At 70.8% G+C, this 14,319-nt stretch carries 15 protein-coding genes; 3 read left to right on the forward strand and 12 right to left on the reverse strand.

Annotation, left to right across the window (positions count from 1 at the left end):
- Positions 1-12 precede the first annotated feature (12 nt).
- Both ACFC14_RS03695 and ACFC14_RS03700 read left to right on the forward strand, forming a co-directional pair.
- Positions 13-1,062 (forward strand): hypothetical protein, encoded by a 1,050-nt coding sequence (locus tag ACFC14_RS03695; RefSeq protein ID WP_376101272.1) that lies wholly within the window; start codon positions 13-15, stop codon positions 1,060-1,062.
- Positions 1,059-1,457, forward strand: a complete 399-nt coding sequence (locus ACFC14_RS03700) for a GntR family transcriptional regulator (RefSeq protein WP_376101273.1) — start codon at positions 1,059-1,061, stop codon at positions 1,455-1,457. Before ACFC14_RS03695 ends, ACFC14_RS03700 begins: the two co-directional genes overlap by 4 nt.
- A 132-nt stretch (positions 1,458-1,589) precedes the next feature.
- On the opposite strand, the gene ACFC14_RS03705 is transcribed toward ACFC14_RS03700, so the two are convergent.
- The gene (locus ACFC14_RS03705) at positions 1,590-2,651 is read right to left on the reverse strand and encodes an enoyl-CoA hydratase/isomerase family protein (RefSeq protein ID WP_376101274.1); all 1,062 of its coding nucleotides are present in this window, start codon (positions 2,649-2,651) and stop codon (positions 1,590-1,592) included.
- Between the two features lie 111 nt (positions 2,652-2,762).
- On the opposite strand from ACFC14_RS03705, the gene ACFC14_RS03710 reads away from it, so the two are divergent.
- Entirely contained in the window at positions 2,763-4,841 is a 2,079-nt protein-coding gene (locus ACFC14_RS03710) for an ATP-binding cassette domain-containing protein (protein WP_376101275.1), read from the forward strand.
- A 92-nt stretch (positions 4,842-4,933) separates the two neighbouring features.
- On the opposite strand, the gene ACFC14_RS03715 is transcribed toward ACFC14_RS03710, so the two are convergent.
- The 11 genes from ACFC14_RS03715 to hemE form a co-directional block, all read right to left on the reverse strand.
- Positions 4,934-5,383: a hypothetical protein gene (locus tag ACFC14_RS03715; RefSeq protein ID WP_376101276.1), complete on the reverse strand. Its 450-nt coding sequence runs from the start codon at positions 5,381-5,383 to the stop codon at positions 4,934-4,936.
- A 119-nt stretch (positions 5,384-5,502) separates the two neighbouring features.
- On the reverse strand, positions 5,503-6,822 hold the full coding sequence (locus ACFC14_RS03720) for a glutamate-1-semialdehyde 2,1-aminomutase (RefSeq protein ID WP_376101277.1): 1,320 nt from the start codon (positions 6,820-6,822) through the stop codon (positions 5,503-5,505).
- Between the two features lie 18 nt (positions 6,823-6,840).
- Positions 6,841-7,818: a porphobilinogen synthase gene (hemB, locus tag ACFC14_RS03725; RefSeq protein ID WP_376101278.1), complete on the reverse strand. Its 978-nt coding sequence runs from the start codon at positions 7,816-7,818 to the stop codon at positions 6,841-6,843.
- Complete coding sequence (locus tag ACFC14_RS03730) at positions 7,815-8,612, reverse strand: uroporphyrinogen-III synthase (protein ID WP_136041258.1); 798 nt, start codon at positions 8,610-8,612, stop codon at positions 7,815-7,817. Before ACFC14_RS03730 ends, hemB begins: the two co-directional genes overlap by 4 nt.
- A gap of 6 nt (positions 8,613-8,618) precedes the next feature.
- On the reverse strand, positions 8,619-9,608 hold the full coding sequence (gene hemC / locus ACFC14_RS03735; protein WP_376101279.1) for a hydroxymethylbilane synthase: 990 nt from the start codon (positions 9,606-9,608) through the stop codon (positions 8,619-8,621).
- Between the two features lie 5 nt (positions 9,609-9,613).
- A complete protein-coding gene (gene hemQ / locus ACFC14_RS03740; protein ID WP_091031640.1) occupies positions 9,614-10,294 on the reverse strand; it encodes a hydrogen peroxide-dependent heme synthase in 681 nt (226 codons plus the stop codon).
- A 79-nt stretch (positions 10,295-10,373) separates the two neighbouring features.
- Positions 10,374-10,646 carry a hypothetical protein gene (locus tag ACFC14_RS03745; RefSeq protein ID WP_136041255.1) on the reverse strand — a complete coding sequence of 91 codons (273 nt, stop codon included), beginning with the start codon at positions 10,644-10,646 and terminating at the stop codon, positions 10,374-10,376.
- Positions 10,633-11,040, reverse strand: coding sequence for a phage holin family protein (locus ACFC14_RS03750; RefSeq protein WP_136041254.1), 408 nt, complete (start codon positions 11,038-11,040; stop codon positions 10,633-10,635). Before ACFC14_RS03750 ends, ACFC14_RS03745 begins: the two co-directional genes overlap by 14 nt.
- Position 11,041: 1 nt before the next feature.
- Positions 11,042-11,464: a hypothetical protein gene (locus ACFC14_RS03755; protein ID WP_376101280.1), complete on the reverse strand. Its 423-nt coding sequence runs from the start codon at positions 11,462-11,464 to the stop codon at positions 11,042-11,044.
- A gap of 150 nt (positions 11,465-11,614) precedes the next feature.
- Positions 11,615-13,195 carry a protoporphyrinogen/coproporphyrinogen oxidase gene (locus ACFC14_RS03760; RefSeq protein ID WP_376101281.1) on the reverse strand — a complete coding sequence of 527 codons (1,581 nt, stop codon included), beginning with the start codon at positions 13,193-13,195 and terminating at the stop codon, positions 11,615-11,617.
- 16 nt (positions 13,196-13,211) lie between these two features.
- On the reverse strand, positions 13,212-14,234 hold the full coding sequence (gene hemE / locus ACFC14_RS03765; protein WP_376101282.1) for a uroporphyrinogen decarboxylase: 1,023 nt from the start codon (positions 14,232-14,234) through the stop codon (positions 13,212-13,214).
- Positions 14,235-14,319: the final 85 nt, after the last annotated feature.

Consider the following 14,319-nt stretch of genomic DNA (forward strand, 5'->3'; position numbering starts at 1 on the left):
AACGGATCCGGCATGCCTGCTCACATCGCATCTCTGCTCGACCCGGCCCACTGGGCGGGCGCCCTGCTGTCGCTGCCCTTCGTCTCGCTGGTCGTCGCGGCGATCATCGCGGTCGGGATCGCCGTCTCGCCCCGCTGGGCGGCGCGGAGGCGGAGCCGCGTCCGGCTCACCCCCTCGGCGGCCACTGCCGTGTCAGTCCGCTACGCGCCCGAGCACGTCGCCCTCGGCATCGCGGCGATCGCCGTGATCGTGATCTTCGTCGCCGAGAACCTGATCAGCGGATACGTCCTGGGCATGTTCGGCGTGAGCCTCAACGGCGTCGTCTCCTGGTGGCGGTACGCGACACCGGTGTTCACCGCATCCGTCGGGGTCGCCGTGCTGCTGGCGATGATCGCGACACGAGGCAGCACCCCTCCCGAGCGACCGGTCGTCGCCGCGCGCCGGACCTGGCTGACCTTCAGCTCCCGTGTGGCATGGGTGGGCACCGCCCTCGCCCTTCTCACGCTCACGACGACCACGTTGCTCGCCGGACTCGCATCGTCGAACCTCAACGGCGGTCCGTACGTCTACCTCGAGATCGACGTCCCCAACGAGACCATCGACCCGATCCGTCCCTGGTTCTACGGATGGGCGTACGGCATCCCCGTCCTGATCTGCACCGCCGCCCTCGTCGCCGTCGTCGTGGCGGCACTGCACGCGAACGCTGCCCGCTCGTTCCTCCGCCCGGAGACGGTCGTCGCCGAGCAGCGCGAGCGTCGCGACATCGCACGCGGGATCACCCGGCTCGCGGCCTCCGCAGCCCTGCTCGCCCTGGCCGGAGCGCTGCGGTTCATCGCCGAAGCGGGATCGATCGCCGGGCTCACGGTCGATGGCGACGGACGCAGCGACACCTATGACGCCTTCTGGCGATACGGAGAGCTCGCCGCCATCGGCGGATGGGTGGCACCGGCGCTCGAGATCACCGCGTTCGTGCTCCTGTTCCTCGTGACCGCGCACCTCGCGCACGGCGCCGAGTCCGCCGCTCCTGCCCTGGGCACCACCGAAGCGAAGGCCGCACGGTGAGCCTCAGTCCGAAGCTGTCACCGGCCGATGAGGCGAGTCCGGCTCTCGACATCTACCGACAGCTGCGCGGCCTGATCGTCTCGGGACAGCTCGGCGCCGGCGAACGGCTGCCGACCGTGCGCCAGACCGCGAGCGACCTGGGCGTGGCTCCCGGCACGGCCGCACGCGCCTACAAGATGCTCGAGGCCGAGGGACTCGTGGTCTCGCGCACCGCGGCGGGCACGCGGGTCGCCGAGACGGCGGGCGTCCTTCCGGCATCCGTCATCCGGCTCCTCCGCGAACTGGTCGAGGAGGCCGCTTCCGTCGAGGCTGATCCGGATGACGTGATCGACGTGCTCCGGATGGTCTGGCAGACGCGTTCGCACCCCGAGCCCGCCGCGGACGACGGCCCGTAGGCCCTGCGGCCGGATCCGGCGCGCTCCACGGTCCACCTGTCGGGAGTTTCGGCCGGGAACCCCCGGAGACGGGCCGATCCGCCCGATAGGCGTGCATTCTCCCGACAGGTGTGCGGGCGAACCGCAGGCGACTCAGAACAGGGCCGGCTGCGGTACGTATCCCCGCGCGGGGGCACCGGCATCCGGGGCGAGCTCCGCCAGGGTCGGCGGGTCCCATTTCGGGTTGCGGTCCTTATCCACCAGCTGCGCCCTGATGCCCTCGACGAGGTCGGGATGCTCGTTCACGAACCACAGCACCCGTCGGTACTCGCCCTCGAGTGCCGCGCGCAGGCCCGGCATGCCCCTCGCCTCGCGCACGGCGTCGAGAGTCACGGTGAGCCCGGTCGGTGCGAGCCCCTCGAGGAGATCGGCCGTGACGACGGCATCCGCTGCCCCCTGGGCGCGCAGGCGCTCGACGATCTCGACGACCGTCGGCGCGGAGAACGCCTCGTCGATCCACTCTCGCGATGCCGGAAGCTGCGTGGGCTCCGGCGTCTCGTCGAAGAGCAGCACGATCTCGCTGGGTCCGGTCGGGTCGGCGCGGAAGGCGAGCGCCTCGCTCAGCGCCTCCAGGCGGTCCGACGGCACGAAGTGGTCGGCGAATCCGAGGTACACGGCATCCGCGCCGTCCATCGTCGATCCGGTGAGTCCGAAGTACTCGCCGAAACGTCCGGGCGCCCGTCCGAGGAGCCAGGTGCCACCCACATCGGGCGTGAAGCCGATGCGGGTCTCGGGCATCGCGAGCTTCGATCGCTCGGTGACGATGCGGATGGCGGCGTGACCGGCGAGCCCGATGCCGCCGCCCATGGTGATGCCGTCCGCGAAGGCGACGACGGGCTTCGGGTATTCGGCGATCATCGCGTTCAGGGCGTACTCGGCGCGGAAGAACTCGGCGGTCCGCTCGGCCTGACCCGCCACGATCTGCGCGTGCAGCGCGCGCACGTCGCCACCGGCGCACATGCCGCGATCCCCCGCGCCGTCGATCAGCACGATCTGCACATCGGTGTCGTCGCGCCACGCGTTCAAGGTCTCGGTGAGGATGCCGATCATCTCCGCGTCGAGAGCGTTGATCGCCTCCGGACGATTGAGTGTGAGCCGCCCGAGCGCCCCTTCGGTGCGGACGAGGACACGGGAGGCAGCCTGAGAATCGGTCACGCGTGCCAGGCTACCGCCTTCCCGAAGGGCGGTATTCCGCGCGAAATGCGGGATCCGACAGGCTTTTCCGGCAGGATAGGGAGGAACTGTTCAACGCGACGAGAGGTCACGATGCCTGAAGGACAGGTGCTGGAGTTCACGCACGTGACGAAGCGCTTCAATGAGGTGACCGCCGTCTCGGACTTCTCCGCGCGCGTCGAGCCGGGTGCTGTCACCGCCTTCCTCGGCCCCAACGGTGCCGGCAAGACCACCACGCTGCGCATCCTGCTCGGCCAGGTGCGGGCCAGTTCCGGTACCGCGACGATCGGCGGCACGGCGTACAGCGAGCTCCGCCAGCCGCTGCGTACGATCGGTGCCGTCCTCGAGGAGACGGTCTACCGCCCGCGGCGCACCGCCGAGCGACAGCTGACGATCGCCGCCAAGGCGAACGGCGTCCCGCTGGCGCGCGTGGGCGAGGTCCTCTCCCTGGTCGGACTCGACGGCGAGGGCGACTCGCGGATCGGCGGATTCTCGCTCGGCATGCGCCAGCGGCTCAGCGTCGCGCACGCGCTTCTCGGCGATCCGGGCGCCCTGGTCTTCGACGAGCCGGCCAACGGGCTCGATCCGGAGGGGATCCGCTGGATGCGGCTGCTGATGCGCCGCCTTGCAGACGAAGGGCGCACGGTGCTCGTGTCGTCGCACGTCCTCAGCGAGGTGGAGCAGGTCGCCGACAACGTGCTCGTGCTGTCGAAGGGGCAGCTCGTGCTGGCCAGCGGCATCGAGACCCTGGCCGACCCGAAGGGCGGCTCCGTCATCGTCGACGCCGCGGATCGCGATGCGCTCAGCGCCGCGCTCTCCGCAGCGGGATTCGACATCGAGGTGCTGCGGTCGGGCCTGACCGTCCGCGGAGGCGACGCCGGCACCGTGGGCGCAGTGGCCGCCGACGCGGGCATCGCCCTGAGCACTCTCGTGCAGCGCGGACCGACGCTGGAAGACGTCTTCATCGACCTGATGCGTGGCGGCCGGCACGCGCCGCCCGCCTATCCGGCCCAGACACAGTCACAGGCGCCTATCGCTCCGCCCGTGGCCGCCGAGGCCCTGGCCGCAGACGCCACCATCGCGCCGAACGAGTCCGTGGTCGCGATCCCCGTCGCCGCAGCGGCCGCCTGGGCAGCCGAGGCCGCCTCCGCTCCCGCCGATGGGGCCGTGGCAGACGATCTCGCCGCGGTGGGCACCGTCCGCACCGACAGCAGCTCTGAGGATGAGGCAGACGATGCGCTCGTCGCCGACGAGACCGCACCGACCGAGGAAGCTCCCGCCGAGGAAGCCCCCACTGAGGAGACCGAGGAAGCCCCCGGGGCGAGCGAAGCTCCCGCCGCGGAAGCTCCCGCCGAAGAGGCTCCCGCCGAGGAGACCGAATCCTCGGAGACGCACGACGATGCGCAGGATGCCGTCGTTCCGGATGAAGAGCCCCCGGCACGGTCTTTCGACGAGATCCTGTTCGGGTCGGCGGCGCCGGTGGCGGCCGACGCGGTGACAGCCGCCGAAGAGCCGCGCCACAGTGTCGCCGAGATCTTCGACACATCGGACGACGAGCACGCCACGGATGACACCGCCGCGGATGACGCGTCCGCGGACCAGCCTGCCGACGCCGAAGACACCGCGGAATCCGCGTCGGGCGCGCCCGAAGGTTCCGACGACCTGAGCGCCGTCGACAGCCCGTCAGGAGACGAAGCCACGTCGCGCGACGAGGATGCGGCGGACGTCGAGCACACCGAGATCGAGCACACAGGAGTCGAGATCTTCGCCGATCTCGAGAATACGTCCTCGTCCGATGCGGATGACGACGAGTCGGACGTCGATGCCGCCGACCTCGACTCGTCGGACCGGCCGGAGGCTGCCGACGAGGACCCGCGATCCGCTGCCGTCAGCTCGATGCTGGCCGCGGCCGCTCGCGCGTACTACGAGGACGAGCCGAAGGACTACCCCATCAGCCCGGCATCCGGTGAGCCGGAGGACGACGCATCGTCCGAGAGCGCCCACTGGAGCGTCGCTTCCACCGGGGTCATCGACACCGTGCCGCTGGAGGCGTCGGATGAGGCGACCGGCAGCGACGACACCAACGCTGAGCACCACGAGAGTGACGAGCGCCACCACGAGGGTGACGAGAACAACCAGCACCCCCACGATGGCGAGAACCATCACGGTTGAAGCACCGATGAGAACCGAGAACGCCCTCCCGACCCGTGGTCGCGGAGGGCGTTCCTCTGCTCGGTCGGCGACGGCCGCGGCCGTCGCCGTTGTCAGGCGGGTCGGGGGCGGATGACCGGCCGACGGCTGCCCTTGGGGACGGCGGTGGGCGAGGTCGCCACGATCTCTTCGACGTCAGCCGGCTCCGTCGACACGTCGAGGCGAAGCGCCTGAGTCAGAGCGAGTCCGTGGCGCGTGGTCAGGATCAGGCGACCGTACTGCTCGTCGCCCTCCAGGTCGATCACGACGCTCGGACGACGTTTGCGGATCAGGACGAAGTCCAGGCTGCCCGCCGCCTTCCAGCTGCCGGCGGCGAGGATGCCGGGGATGTGCGTGCCGGGGTTCGGGACGCCCCGCAGCCAGGTCCATGCATCATCCGTGAGCTGGACCTTGGTGATGGTGTCGCGCGCGATCCGGACGTTGTCGCGGTGGAAGGTGGCGGCACGTTCGAGCGGAGAGAGCACGACTTCGAGTTGCGTCTGGTCCAGCAGCAACGTCACCATGCACTCAGTCTGCCAGCGCGGCCCTGCCAGTTGTCTGGAAGTTGCTCACAGGAACGCAACGATCCCTTGTCGATTGCCACCACTCGTCGGGGTTCTCTGCCCCGATCGCCGCAATCGGGTCAGGGGCGCGCAGCTGCCGCGGCGGCCGCGGCCGGGAGGGCCGCCTCGATGACCTGGAGCTCCTGCTCGCCGTGAGCAGCCGTGAGGAACCAGGCCTCGAAAACACTCGGAGGAAGAGCGACGCCCTGCTCCCGCAGGGAGTGGAAGAAGGGAGCGTAGCGGAACGACTCCTGCGCCTGAGCCTCGGCATAGTTCCTCGGCTCAGACGCCCGGAACGACGCGCTGAACAGGTTCCCGGCGCGGGCCACGGCGTGCGTGACGCCGGCCGATGCGAGCGCGGCATCGAGGGCCGTCGACACCCGGACGGATGCCGCATCCACCGTGGCGTACACCTCGGGGGTCGCGAGTCGCAGCGTCGCGAGCCCCGCCGCGACGGACAGCGGGTTCCCGGAAAGGGTTCCCGCCTGGTAGACCGGACCGAGCGGTGCGAGCAGGTCCATGACCTCGGCGCGACCGCCGAGCGCGGCCAGGGGCATGCCCCCGCCGACGACCTTGCCGAACGTGAAGATGTCGGGCAGGTAGTCCTCGCCCGCTGCAGCCTGCAGACCCCAGAAGCCCGCCGGGTGCACCCGGAAACCGGTGAGCACCTCGTCCAGGATCATCAGGGCGCCGTGCGCGTGGGCAGTGTCGGCGATCAGACGGTTGAAGCCCGGCAGCGGGGGGACGACTCCCATGTTCGCCGCCGACGCCTCGACGATCACCGCGGCGATGCGCGGGCCGTGCTCGGCGAACACCGCAGCCAGCGCCTCGGGGTCGTTGTAGCCGATCACCAGGGTCTGCGCGGCGATGGGCGCCGGGACGCCGGCCGAGCCGGGAAGCGCCAACGTCGCGACACCGGAACCCGCCTCCGCGAGAAGCCCATCGGAGTGACCGTGGTAGTGCCCGGCGAACTTCACGAGCAGGTCGCGACCGGTCGCGCCGCGCGCGAGACGGATCGCCGTCATGGTCGCCTCGGTGCCGGTGGACACCAGGCGCACGCGTTCGATGGGACGGATCTCACCGAAGCGGACCCGGTCGGCGATGAGCGCCGCGAGCTCGACCTCGCCCTCGGTCGGAGCGCCGAAGGACAGGCCTCGGGCCGCGGCCTCCTGCACCGCCGCGACGATCTCCGGGTGCGCATGCCCGAGGAGAGCGGGCCCCCAGGAGGCCACGAGGTCGACGTACTCGCGCCCCGCAGCATCCGTGACGGTGGCGCCCTTCGCCGAAGCCAGGAACCGCGGCGTCCCACCCACCGAGCCGTACGCGCGCACCGGCGAGTTGACCCCGCCGGGGATCACCGCGCGGGCAGCGGAGAACAGGTCGTCATTGCGGTCGGTCATGAGAACTCCTCGGAGATATCAGTCGCGCAGCCAGCCGGCGGCCTCGGTCGCCCAGTACGTCAGCACGGCATCGGCACCCGCACGGCGGATGGAGAGCAGGGACTCGAGCACGGCCGCGCGGCGATCGATCCAGCCGTTCGCGCCGGCGGCCTCGATCATCGCGTACTCGCCGGACACCTGGTACGCCCACACCGGGATGCTCACGGTGTCGCGCACCTCGCGCAGCACGTCGAGGAAGGCCATCGCCGGCTTCACCATGACGATGTCGGCGCCCTCGGCCTCGTCGACGACGGCCTCGCGGACGCCCTCGCGCCGGTTGCCCGGATCGAGTTGATACGTGCGACGGTCGCCCTGCAGCTGGGAGTCCACGGCCTCGCGGAACGGTCCGTAGAAGGCGCTCGCATACTTGGCGGCGTAGGCGAGGAGGAGCGTATCGGTGAAGCCCTCGGCATCGAGAGCCGCGCGGATCACGGCGACCTGGCCGTCCATCATCCCCGACAGCCCGAGCAGCTGCGATCCGGCGCGAGCCTGGGCCAGAGCCATCGAGGCGTAGCGCTCGAGCGTCGCGTCGTTGTCGACCGAGCCGTCGGCCGCGAGCACGCCGCAGTGGCCGTGGTCGGTGAATTCGTCGAGGCACAGGTCGGTCTGCACGACGAGCGCATCTCCCACCTCGGCGGCAAGCGCTTCGGTCGCGACGTTGAGGATGCCGCGGGGATCGTCGGCCCCGGACCCGCGAGCGTCGCGCACCGCGGGGACGCCGAACAGCATCACGCCGCCGACGCCAGCCTCGGCCGCCTCGACCGCGGCGGCGCGGAGCGAGTCGATCGAGTGCTGGGCGACACCGGGCATCGAACCGATCTGCACCGGCTCCGCGATGCCCTCGCGGACGAACAGGGGCAGGACGAGCTGCCGTGGCTGCAGCGAGGTCTCGCGCACGAGATCGCGCACGGACCTCGACTGACGCAGTCGCCTCAGTCGGACGTCGGGGTAGCTCACGGCGCGAACTCGTCGGCCGCGTGCGGAAGCGTGAAGTGCGATACCGCGTCGATCAGCGCATCGACGGTCTGCCGGTCGGCCACCACCGACACCGGAAGCCCCGCGCGCTGCGCATCCTTCGCGGTCCGCGGTCCGATCGCCGCGAGCAGCGTCTCGTCGGGGATCTCCGGGAACTGCTCGCGCACCTGCTCGGCGACGGAGCCGCTCGTGATGAGGATCGCGTTGATCCGGCCGTTCTCGACGTCTCGGCGGATGCGCTCGGTGACCGGAACGCCGACCGTGCGATAGGCGACGACGCTCGCGACCTCATGCCCCGCCTTGGCGAGCTGCTTGCTCAGCACCGGCTTCGCGATCTCGCTGCGCAGGGCCAGGATGCGACGCGGTTCGGTCTCGAGCGCGATCAGCTGCTGCGCCATGCCCTCGGCCGAGTTGTCCTGCTCCGGCACGAGTGCGACCTCATAGCCGACGGCCTGCAGCGCGGCGGCGGTCGTCTCTCCGACGGCGGCGATCTTCGTGGTGCGGGGGACGACAGCGCGGTGCGCGAAGAGCACGTCGACCGTCGTGGCGCTGGTGATCGTGAGCCAGTCGAAGGATCCGGCCGCCAGTTCCGCCAGGGCGGCATCGAGCGCCGCCTGGTCGGTCGTCGGGGCGAAGTTGATGAGGGGCGCGACCACGGGCACGGCTCCCTGGGCGCGCAGGCTCGCGGCGACGCCGTCGCCCCACGGCCCGCCACGCGGCACCAGAATGCGCCAGCCGTCCAGCGGTCGGTCCTGCTTGATTTCGGAAGTGGTCATGAGGGTTTATTGCTCTCGGGGTACGAGGCCGGCCGCCCCTTGATCGAGCAGCCGACGGGCAACAGTGAACCCGAACTCGCGCGCTGCGTGCATCGGGTCTGCACCATCGGCAGCATCCGCTCCATTGCCACTGCCGTTCCGACGAATATACTCCCCGTTCAGGTCTTCGGTGACGTCGAGGCCGATCCGGCGCCCGCCGTCGGCGGCGTAGACGACGGTCCTGACGCGGATCGATGACCCGTCGACCACGGCGTGAGCGGCCATCGGCGCCTGGCATCCCGCGTCGAGTCCTTCGAGGATCGCGCGCTCCACCGTGATGGCCAGTCGGGTGTCGTGGTCGTCGAGACCGGCGAGTGCCGCGAGCAGTTCCTCCGGCGCATCCTCCCGCGTCTCGACGGCGAGAGAGCCCTGGCCCGGCGCGGTCGGCCACTCGGCGAGACCGAGCTCTTCGCGTCGCAGCGGGGACTCCGCCCCGAGCCTCGAGAGTCCTGCCGCAGCGAGGATCACGGCGTCCAGTTCCCCGGACGCGACCCGCGCCAGCCGGGAGTCGACATTCCCTCGGATGTCGACGACTTCGGCACCCGGCGCCCGGCGATGCACCTGGGCGATGCGCCGCGGCGAGCCCGTGCCGACCGTGCTGCCGGAGCGCAGTTCATGCAGCGGGATGCCGTCGCGAGTGAGCACCACGTCGCGCGGATCCTCCCGCTTCGGGGTCGCCGCGATCACGAGCCCGTCGGGGATCGCCGTGGGCAGGTCCTTCAGTGAGTGCACGAGGAAGTCGCACTCCCCCGCGAGGAGCGCCTCACGAAGGCGCGTGGCGAAGATGCCCTGGCCGCCGATCTCGGAGAGGGAGGCGCGGTTGGTGTCGCCCTCGCTGGTGATCGGGACGAGCTCGACTCGGCGGCCCGAGAGCTGCTCGAGGGCCGTGGCGACGTGACCGGACTGCGCCTGCGCGAGCGCGCTGCGGCGGGTGCCCAGACGGATGGGGGTAGTCATGTCGTCTACTGCAGCACGTCCGCGATCTCGTCGAACCGGAGTCTGCGCCCCGTGTAGAAGGGCACCTCCTCCTTCACGTACAGGCGAGCGTCGGTGTACCGGAGGTCGCGCATCAGGTCGACGAGGTCGGTGAGCTCATCGGCTTCGAGCGGCAGCAGCCACTCGTAGTCGCCGAGCGCGAACGAGGCGACCGTGTTGGCGAGCACGCCGGTGAACGCGGCACCCTTGCGACCGTGGTCGGCGAGCATCTTGCGACGCTCCTCCTCGGGGGCGAGGTACCACTCGGGCGTGCGCACGAACGGGTACAGGCACAGCCAGTCCTTGGGCTCGACCCCGCGGAGGAAGCCGGGCACGTGCGCGCGGTTGAACTCGGCGTCGCGGTGCACACCCATGACGTTCCACACCGGGAGGAGCGGGCGGAGCAGCTCGGTGCGGCGCAGACGACGCAGCGCCTTCTGCAGCTCCTCGGCGGTCTCGCCGTGCAGCCACACCATGAGGTCGGCGTCGGCCTTGAGACCCGAGACGTCGTAGAAACCGCGGACGGTCACGCCGGAGTCCTCGATGTACGCGACGATCGTCTCGAGCTCGGTCGACTCGGTCTCCGTCACGGGAACGTCGGGGTTCCGTCGCCAGACGGCCCAGAGGGTGAAGCCGGACGGGTTCTCATCGCGCTCTTCGGACATCATGCTCCCCAGTCTGCCTCGTTTGCGCAGGAGCCGCTAATCACCCCGACCGGGGAATCAGCGGCATCCTGGAATGCCGTCGTCAGCGCGCGATGGCGCGCGCGATCGCCCAGACCGCGCCCCCCACGACGGCCGCGATGCCGACGGTCGCGGCGATCGCACCGAGCGGATTGCGGTCGGCGAAGACCCTGGCCTTCGCCGCAGCGCGCGTCGACGCCTTCTCGACGCGGCGCGGGATGTTGCCCTTGACCTCGATCGCGGCCAGCGCGGCCTTCAGCTCGGCTCGAGCGGAGGTGACCGGGTCGACGATGCCTGCGGGAACGACGGTGCGCGGCAGGGAGTCAGAATTCGTCATCGCCGGCCTCCTTCACGAGTCGGATGTCTTCGGCCACGGCCTGCGCCGGATTCTGACGGCGGAGGACCTTGCGGAACTTCAGGATGCCGAGCAGCGCGAACAGCGCCACTGCGAGGATCAGGATGCCGAACACGACGATCGCCGACAGCCATACCGGCCACCAGGACGACAAACCTGCGATCGCGAAGACGAGGATCACCGGCACGGCCCAGAACAGGAAGAACAGCGCGACGACGAACCACACGGATCCGATGCCGGCATCCTTCGAGGTGCGGGAGACCCACGCCTTGGCGGCGTCGATCTCGGCCTTGACCAGATTCGTGACGAGTTCCGGCAGATCCCCGAGGAGGGTCAGCAGGCTGTCGTCGGCACGATCTCGGTATCCGCGGGGCATGTCAGGCGCCGGTCTTCTTGGGTGTGGACTTGGAGGCAGCGGATGTGGAGGTGCCCGACTTGGAGGCGGGCTTGCTCGTCTTGGCGGTCGCCTTCGCGGCCTCGACGGCCTCCTCGGTAGCCTCGGCCAGGTCTTCCGCAGCCTCGCGGCCGGTGGCGATGGCGGAGTCGAGGCGCTGCCCAGGGGTGCCGTTGCCGGAGACCGACTTGGCCACCTTCACGACGCCGGTCCAGAGGGCGCCCGGCACGGCCGCGGCCTTGTCGCCGACGAAGCCCTTGACCTTGGAGACCTGCTCCTGCACGGGATCGAGCTCCCATACCTTCAGCCACTGCGTCTTGATCTGCTCATAGCGCTCACGTCCGGCACGGGTGCCGAGGACGTAGCCCACGCCGAGTCCGACGACGAGTCCGATCTTCCCCTTCATGGGGTCTCCTCACCTAGTTCCGGTTGTCCGGCCTGCTTCGCCCGGCTTGGATGGCCCGCAGGCTTTCGCTCCCCGCGACCAGGCTCCCAGCGTAGCCCCGTATGCCGATTTCGGCATCTATGGGTCAGAGGGTTGACACGGAGCGTGCACTCACTCCCACAACAGAGCGCGTCGCAGACGGTCGGCTTCGTCGCGCGCATCCGGGATGACCTGCGCGAGGCCCGTGCCGGCAAGCCAGGCGCCGACCGCCGCGATGCCCGGAACAGCCCGCACCGCCGCGCGCGCGGCGGTGCGACGCTCGCCGGAACCGATGATCGATGCCGGCTGCGACTGCACGAAACGACCGCGGTGCGAGGCGATCACGGCTTCGGGGGCGAGTGCGACCCCGAGCATCGTGGCGGCTTCGGTCCGGGCCAGATCGGCCGCGGCCTCGTCGCTCAGCGCGGCAGTCGCAGCGGGCTCGCCCTGCGCCCCGAACGACACCCGGACGAGGTGTCGCCGACCTGCCGCTTCCCGCACCCAGGCCCACTTCGCGGTCGAGTGTGTGAGCGCCTTGGCCGTGTGACTGCCGGGCACCGTGAGCACACCGGTGCCGCGCGGTGCGGCATCGAGCACCGGGGCGTCGAGCAGAAGCGTGACGATCTCGATCTCCGGAGAGGATGCGGCCTCGGCGTGCTTCAGCGCCGGGACAGCGGCGGTGAGGAGCGAGCGAGCGGCGGCCTCGGGAGTGGCGACGATGACGGCGTCGGCGGCGATCTCCTCGATCACGGGCTCGACCGCCTCGGCCGCGTGCAGCTCGGCGACCACCGCATCCGTCTCGCCCACCGGGTCCGGGGCGATCGCGGGCGCGACCTCGGACTCGACGACCCAGCCCTTCGCCGTCTTCCGGATGCTCCGTACCCGCACACCGGTGCGCACCTCGGCGCCCAGGCGGGTCAGGTCGTCGGCCAGCGCATCGACGAGCCCGCTCATGCCGCCGGTCAGCCCCTCGACCGCAGCGCCGGGAGTCTTCGCGGCGGCCTGCGTGTCTGCGGCCTTCGCCGCTGCATCATCCCGGAGAGATTGCACGGCACCCGACAGCGATCCGACGCGGGTGAGCGCGGCATTGAGACCGGGAGCCGCGATGTCGATGTCGACGTCGTCGGGAGATGCGGAGTAGACGCCGGTGGTCACGGGAGCGACGAGGCGGTCCCGCACCTTCGATCCCATCCGCGAGGAGACCAGCTTCCCCAGGCTCAGCTGGTGCCCGATCGTGAGCGGAGGACGCACCCGGTCGAGGTAGGCGCGCCAGACGCCGGACCACCCGAGGATGCGGCGGACGTCGTCCTGGAACGGGTTGGCGGGGATGCCGAGGATGCCGCCGACGGGCAGGGGCGCCGCGCCGACGCCCGGGATGCCGGCCAGCCATGCGCCGCCCGGCCGAGGCGCGACGATACGGTCGGCGAGTCCCAGTTCTTCGACCAGTGCGCGCGCCAGGCCGCCCCTGGTCGCATAGCTCTCGGCACCGGCATCCACGACGACTCCGTCGAGTTCGATCCGGCGGATCGCACCGCCCAGTTCGTCTGCGACCTCGAGCAGCGTCACCTGCATGCCGACCTTGGCGCACTCCCGTGCGGCGACGAGTCCGCCGATGCCGCCGCCGATGACGACGACGTGCTTCTCGGCCGCGCGTGCAGCGAGGTCGGACGGCTCGGCGGAAGACGGCTCAGAAGAAGACGGCTCAGAGGTCATGCGGTCGATTCTCCCGTCAGACGGTGTGGGCCAGCTCGACGATGCGGGTGAGCTGGTCGGGGTCGGTCTCGGGAGGGACGCCGTGACCGAGGTTGAGGATGTGCGCACGGGCCGCGCGGCCGCGCTCGATCACGTCGCGCACGTGCGCCTCCAGCACAGGCCACGGCGCGGAGAGCAGCGCGGGGTCGATGTTGCCCTGCACCGTGACGTCCGGTCCGAGGATGGCGGCGGCCTCGTCGAGCGGCAGACGCCAGTCGACCCCGACGCCGTCGGCGATGCCGTCGAGGCGCATGTCGGCGAGGAACGGCCCCGTTCCGACGCCGAAGTGGATCGTCGGCAGCCCGATGCCCTCGAGCGCCGCGCGGGAGTGCGGGGCGACGAACGCGCGGTAGTCGGCGGTGCTCAGCGAGCCGGCCCAGCTGTCGAAGAGCTGCACGACCGATGCTCCGGCATCGCGCTGGGTCTCGAGGAAGCGGCGCGAGACCTGCGCGAGCCATCCGGCGAGACGGTTCCACGAGTCGGGGTCGGAGTGCATCATCGCCCGCGCCCGCAGGTGCTCCTTGGAAGGGCCGCCCTCGACGAGGTACGCGGCGAGAGTGAAGGGAGCGCCCGCGAAGCCGATCAGCGGGGTGTCGCCGAGCTCGGCCGTGACGAGGCGCACAGCCTCGGCGATCGCCGTGCCGTCGAGGCCGTCAGGATCGATCGCGGTGATGCGGTCGACGTCGGCCGCGGTTCGCACCGGGTTCGCGAACACCGGTCCGCGTCCCGGTTCGATCTCGACGTCGACCCCGGCCAGGCGCAGGGGGATGACGATGTCACTGAAGAACACGGCCGCGTCGACACCGTGGCGGCGGACGGGCTGCAGCGTGATCTCGGCGGCGAGGTCGGGCGTGAGGCAGGCGTCGAGCATCCGCGTGCCGACGCGCAGGTCGCGGTACTCCGGGAGCGACCTTCCGGCCTGCCGCATGAACCACACCGGAGCGTGGGCGGGGCGGGAGCCTGCGAGGGCGCGCAGGAGCGGAGCGTCGGAGAGGGCCATGCCTCCATCCTCCCATTCCGCCCTTGTGGGACCGCCGAGTTCGCCCGGTCGAATCCCGGCCGCCACGCACTCCGGTACAATCGAT

This window comes from Microbacterium sp. NPDC055988, from assembly GCF_042269505.1.
In the GTDB taxonomy this organism is placed as follows: Bacteria; Actinomycetota; Actinomycetes; order Actinomycetales; family Microbacteriaceae; genus Microbacterium.

Bases quoted from the DNA above. Each gene is read 5' to 3' on its own strand.
- ACFC14_RS03695 (WP_376101272.1), top strand. From the start codon at position 13: ATGCCTGCTCACATCGCATCTCTGCTCGACCCGGCCCACTGGGCGGGC.
- ACFC14_RS03710 (WP_376101275.1), top strand. From the start codon at position 2,763: ATGCCTGAAGGACAGGTGCTGGAGTTCACGCACGTGACGAAGCGCTTC.
- ACFC14_RS03715 (WP_376101276.1), bottom strand. From the start codon at position 5,383: ATGGTGACGTTGCTGCTGGACCAGACGCAACTCGAAGTCGTGCTCTCT.
- ACFC14_RS03720 (WP_376101277.1), bottom strand. From the start codon at position 6,822: ATGACCGACCGCAATGACGACCTGTTCTCCGCTGCCCGCGCGGTGATC.
- ACFC14_RS03730 (WP_136041258.1), bottom strand. From the start codon at position 8,612: ATGACCACTTCCGAAATCAAGCAGGACCGACCGCTGGACGGCTGGCGC.
- hemC (WP_376101279.1), bottom strand. From the start codon at position 9,608: ATGACTACCCCCATCCGTCTGGGCACCCGCCGCAGCGCGCTCGCGCAG.
- hemQ (WP_091031640.1), bottom strand. From the start codon at position 10,294: ATGATGTCCGAAGAGCGCGATGAGAACCCGTCCGGCTTCACCCTCTGG.
- ACFC14_RS03745 (WP_136041255.1), bottom strand. From the start codon at position 10,646: ATGACGAATTCTGACTCCCTGCCGCGCACCGTCGTTCCCGCAGGCATC.
- ACFC14_RS03750 (WP_136041254.1), bottom strand. From the start codon at position 11,040: ATGCCCCGCGGATACCGAGATCGTGCCGACGACAGCCTGCTGACCCTC.
- ACFC14_RS03755 (WP_376101280.1), bottom strand. From the start codon at position 11,464: ATGAAGGGGAAGATCGGACTCGTCGTCGGACTCGGCGTGGGCTACGTC.
- ACFC14_RS03760 (WP_376101281.1), bottom strand. From the start codon at position 13,195: ATGACCTCTGAGCCGTCTTCTTCTGAGCCGTCTTCCGCCGAGCCGTCC.
- hemE (WP_376101282.1), bottom strand. From the start codon at position 14,234: ATGGCCCTCTCCGACGCTCCGCTCCTGCGCGCCCTCGCAGGCTCCCGC.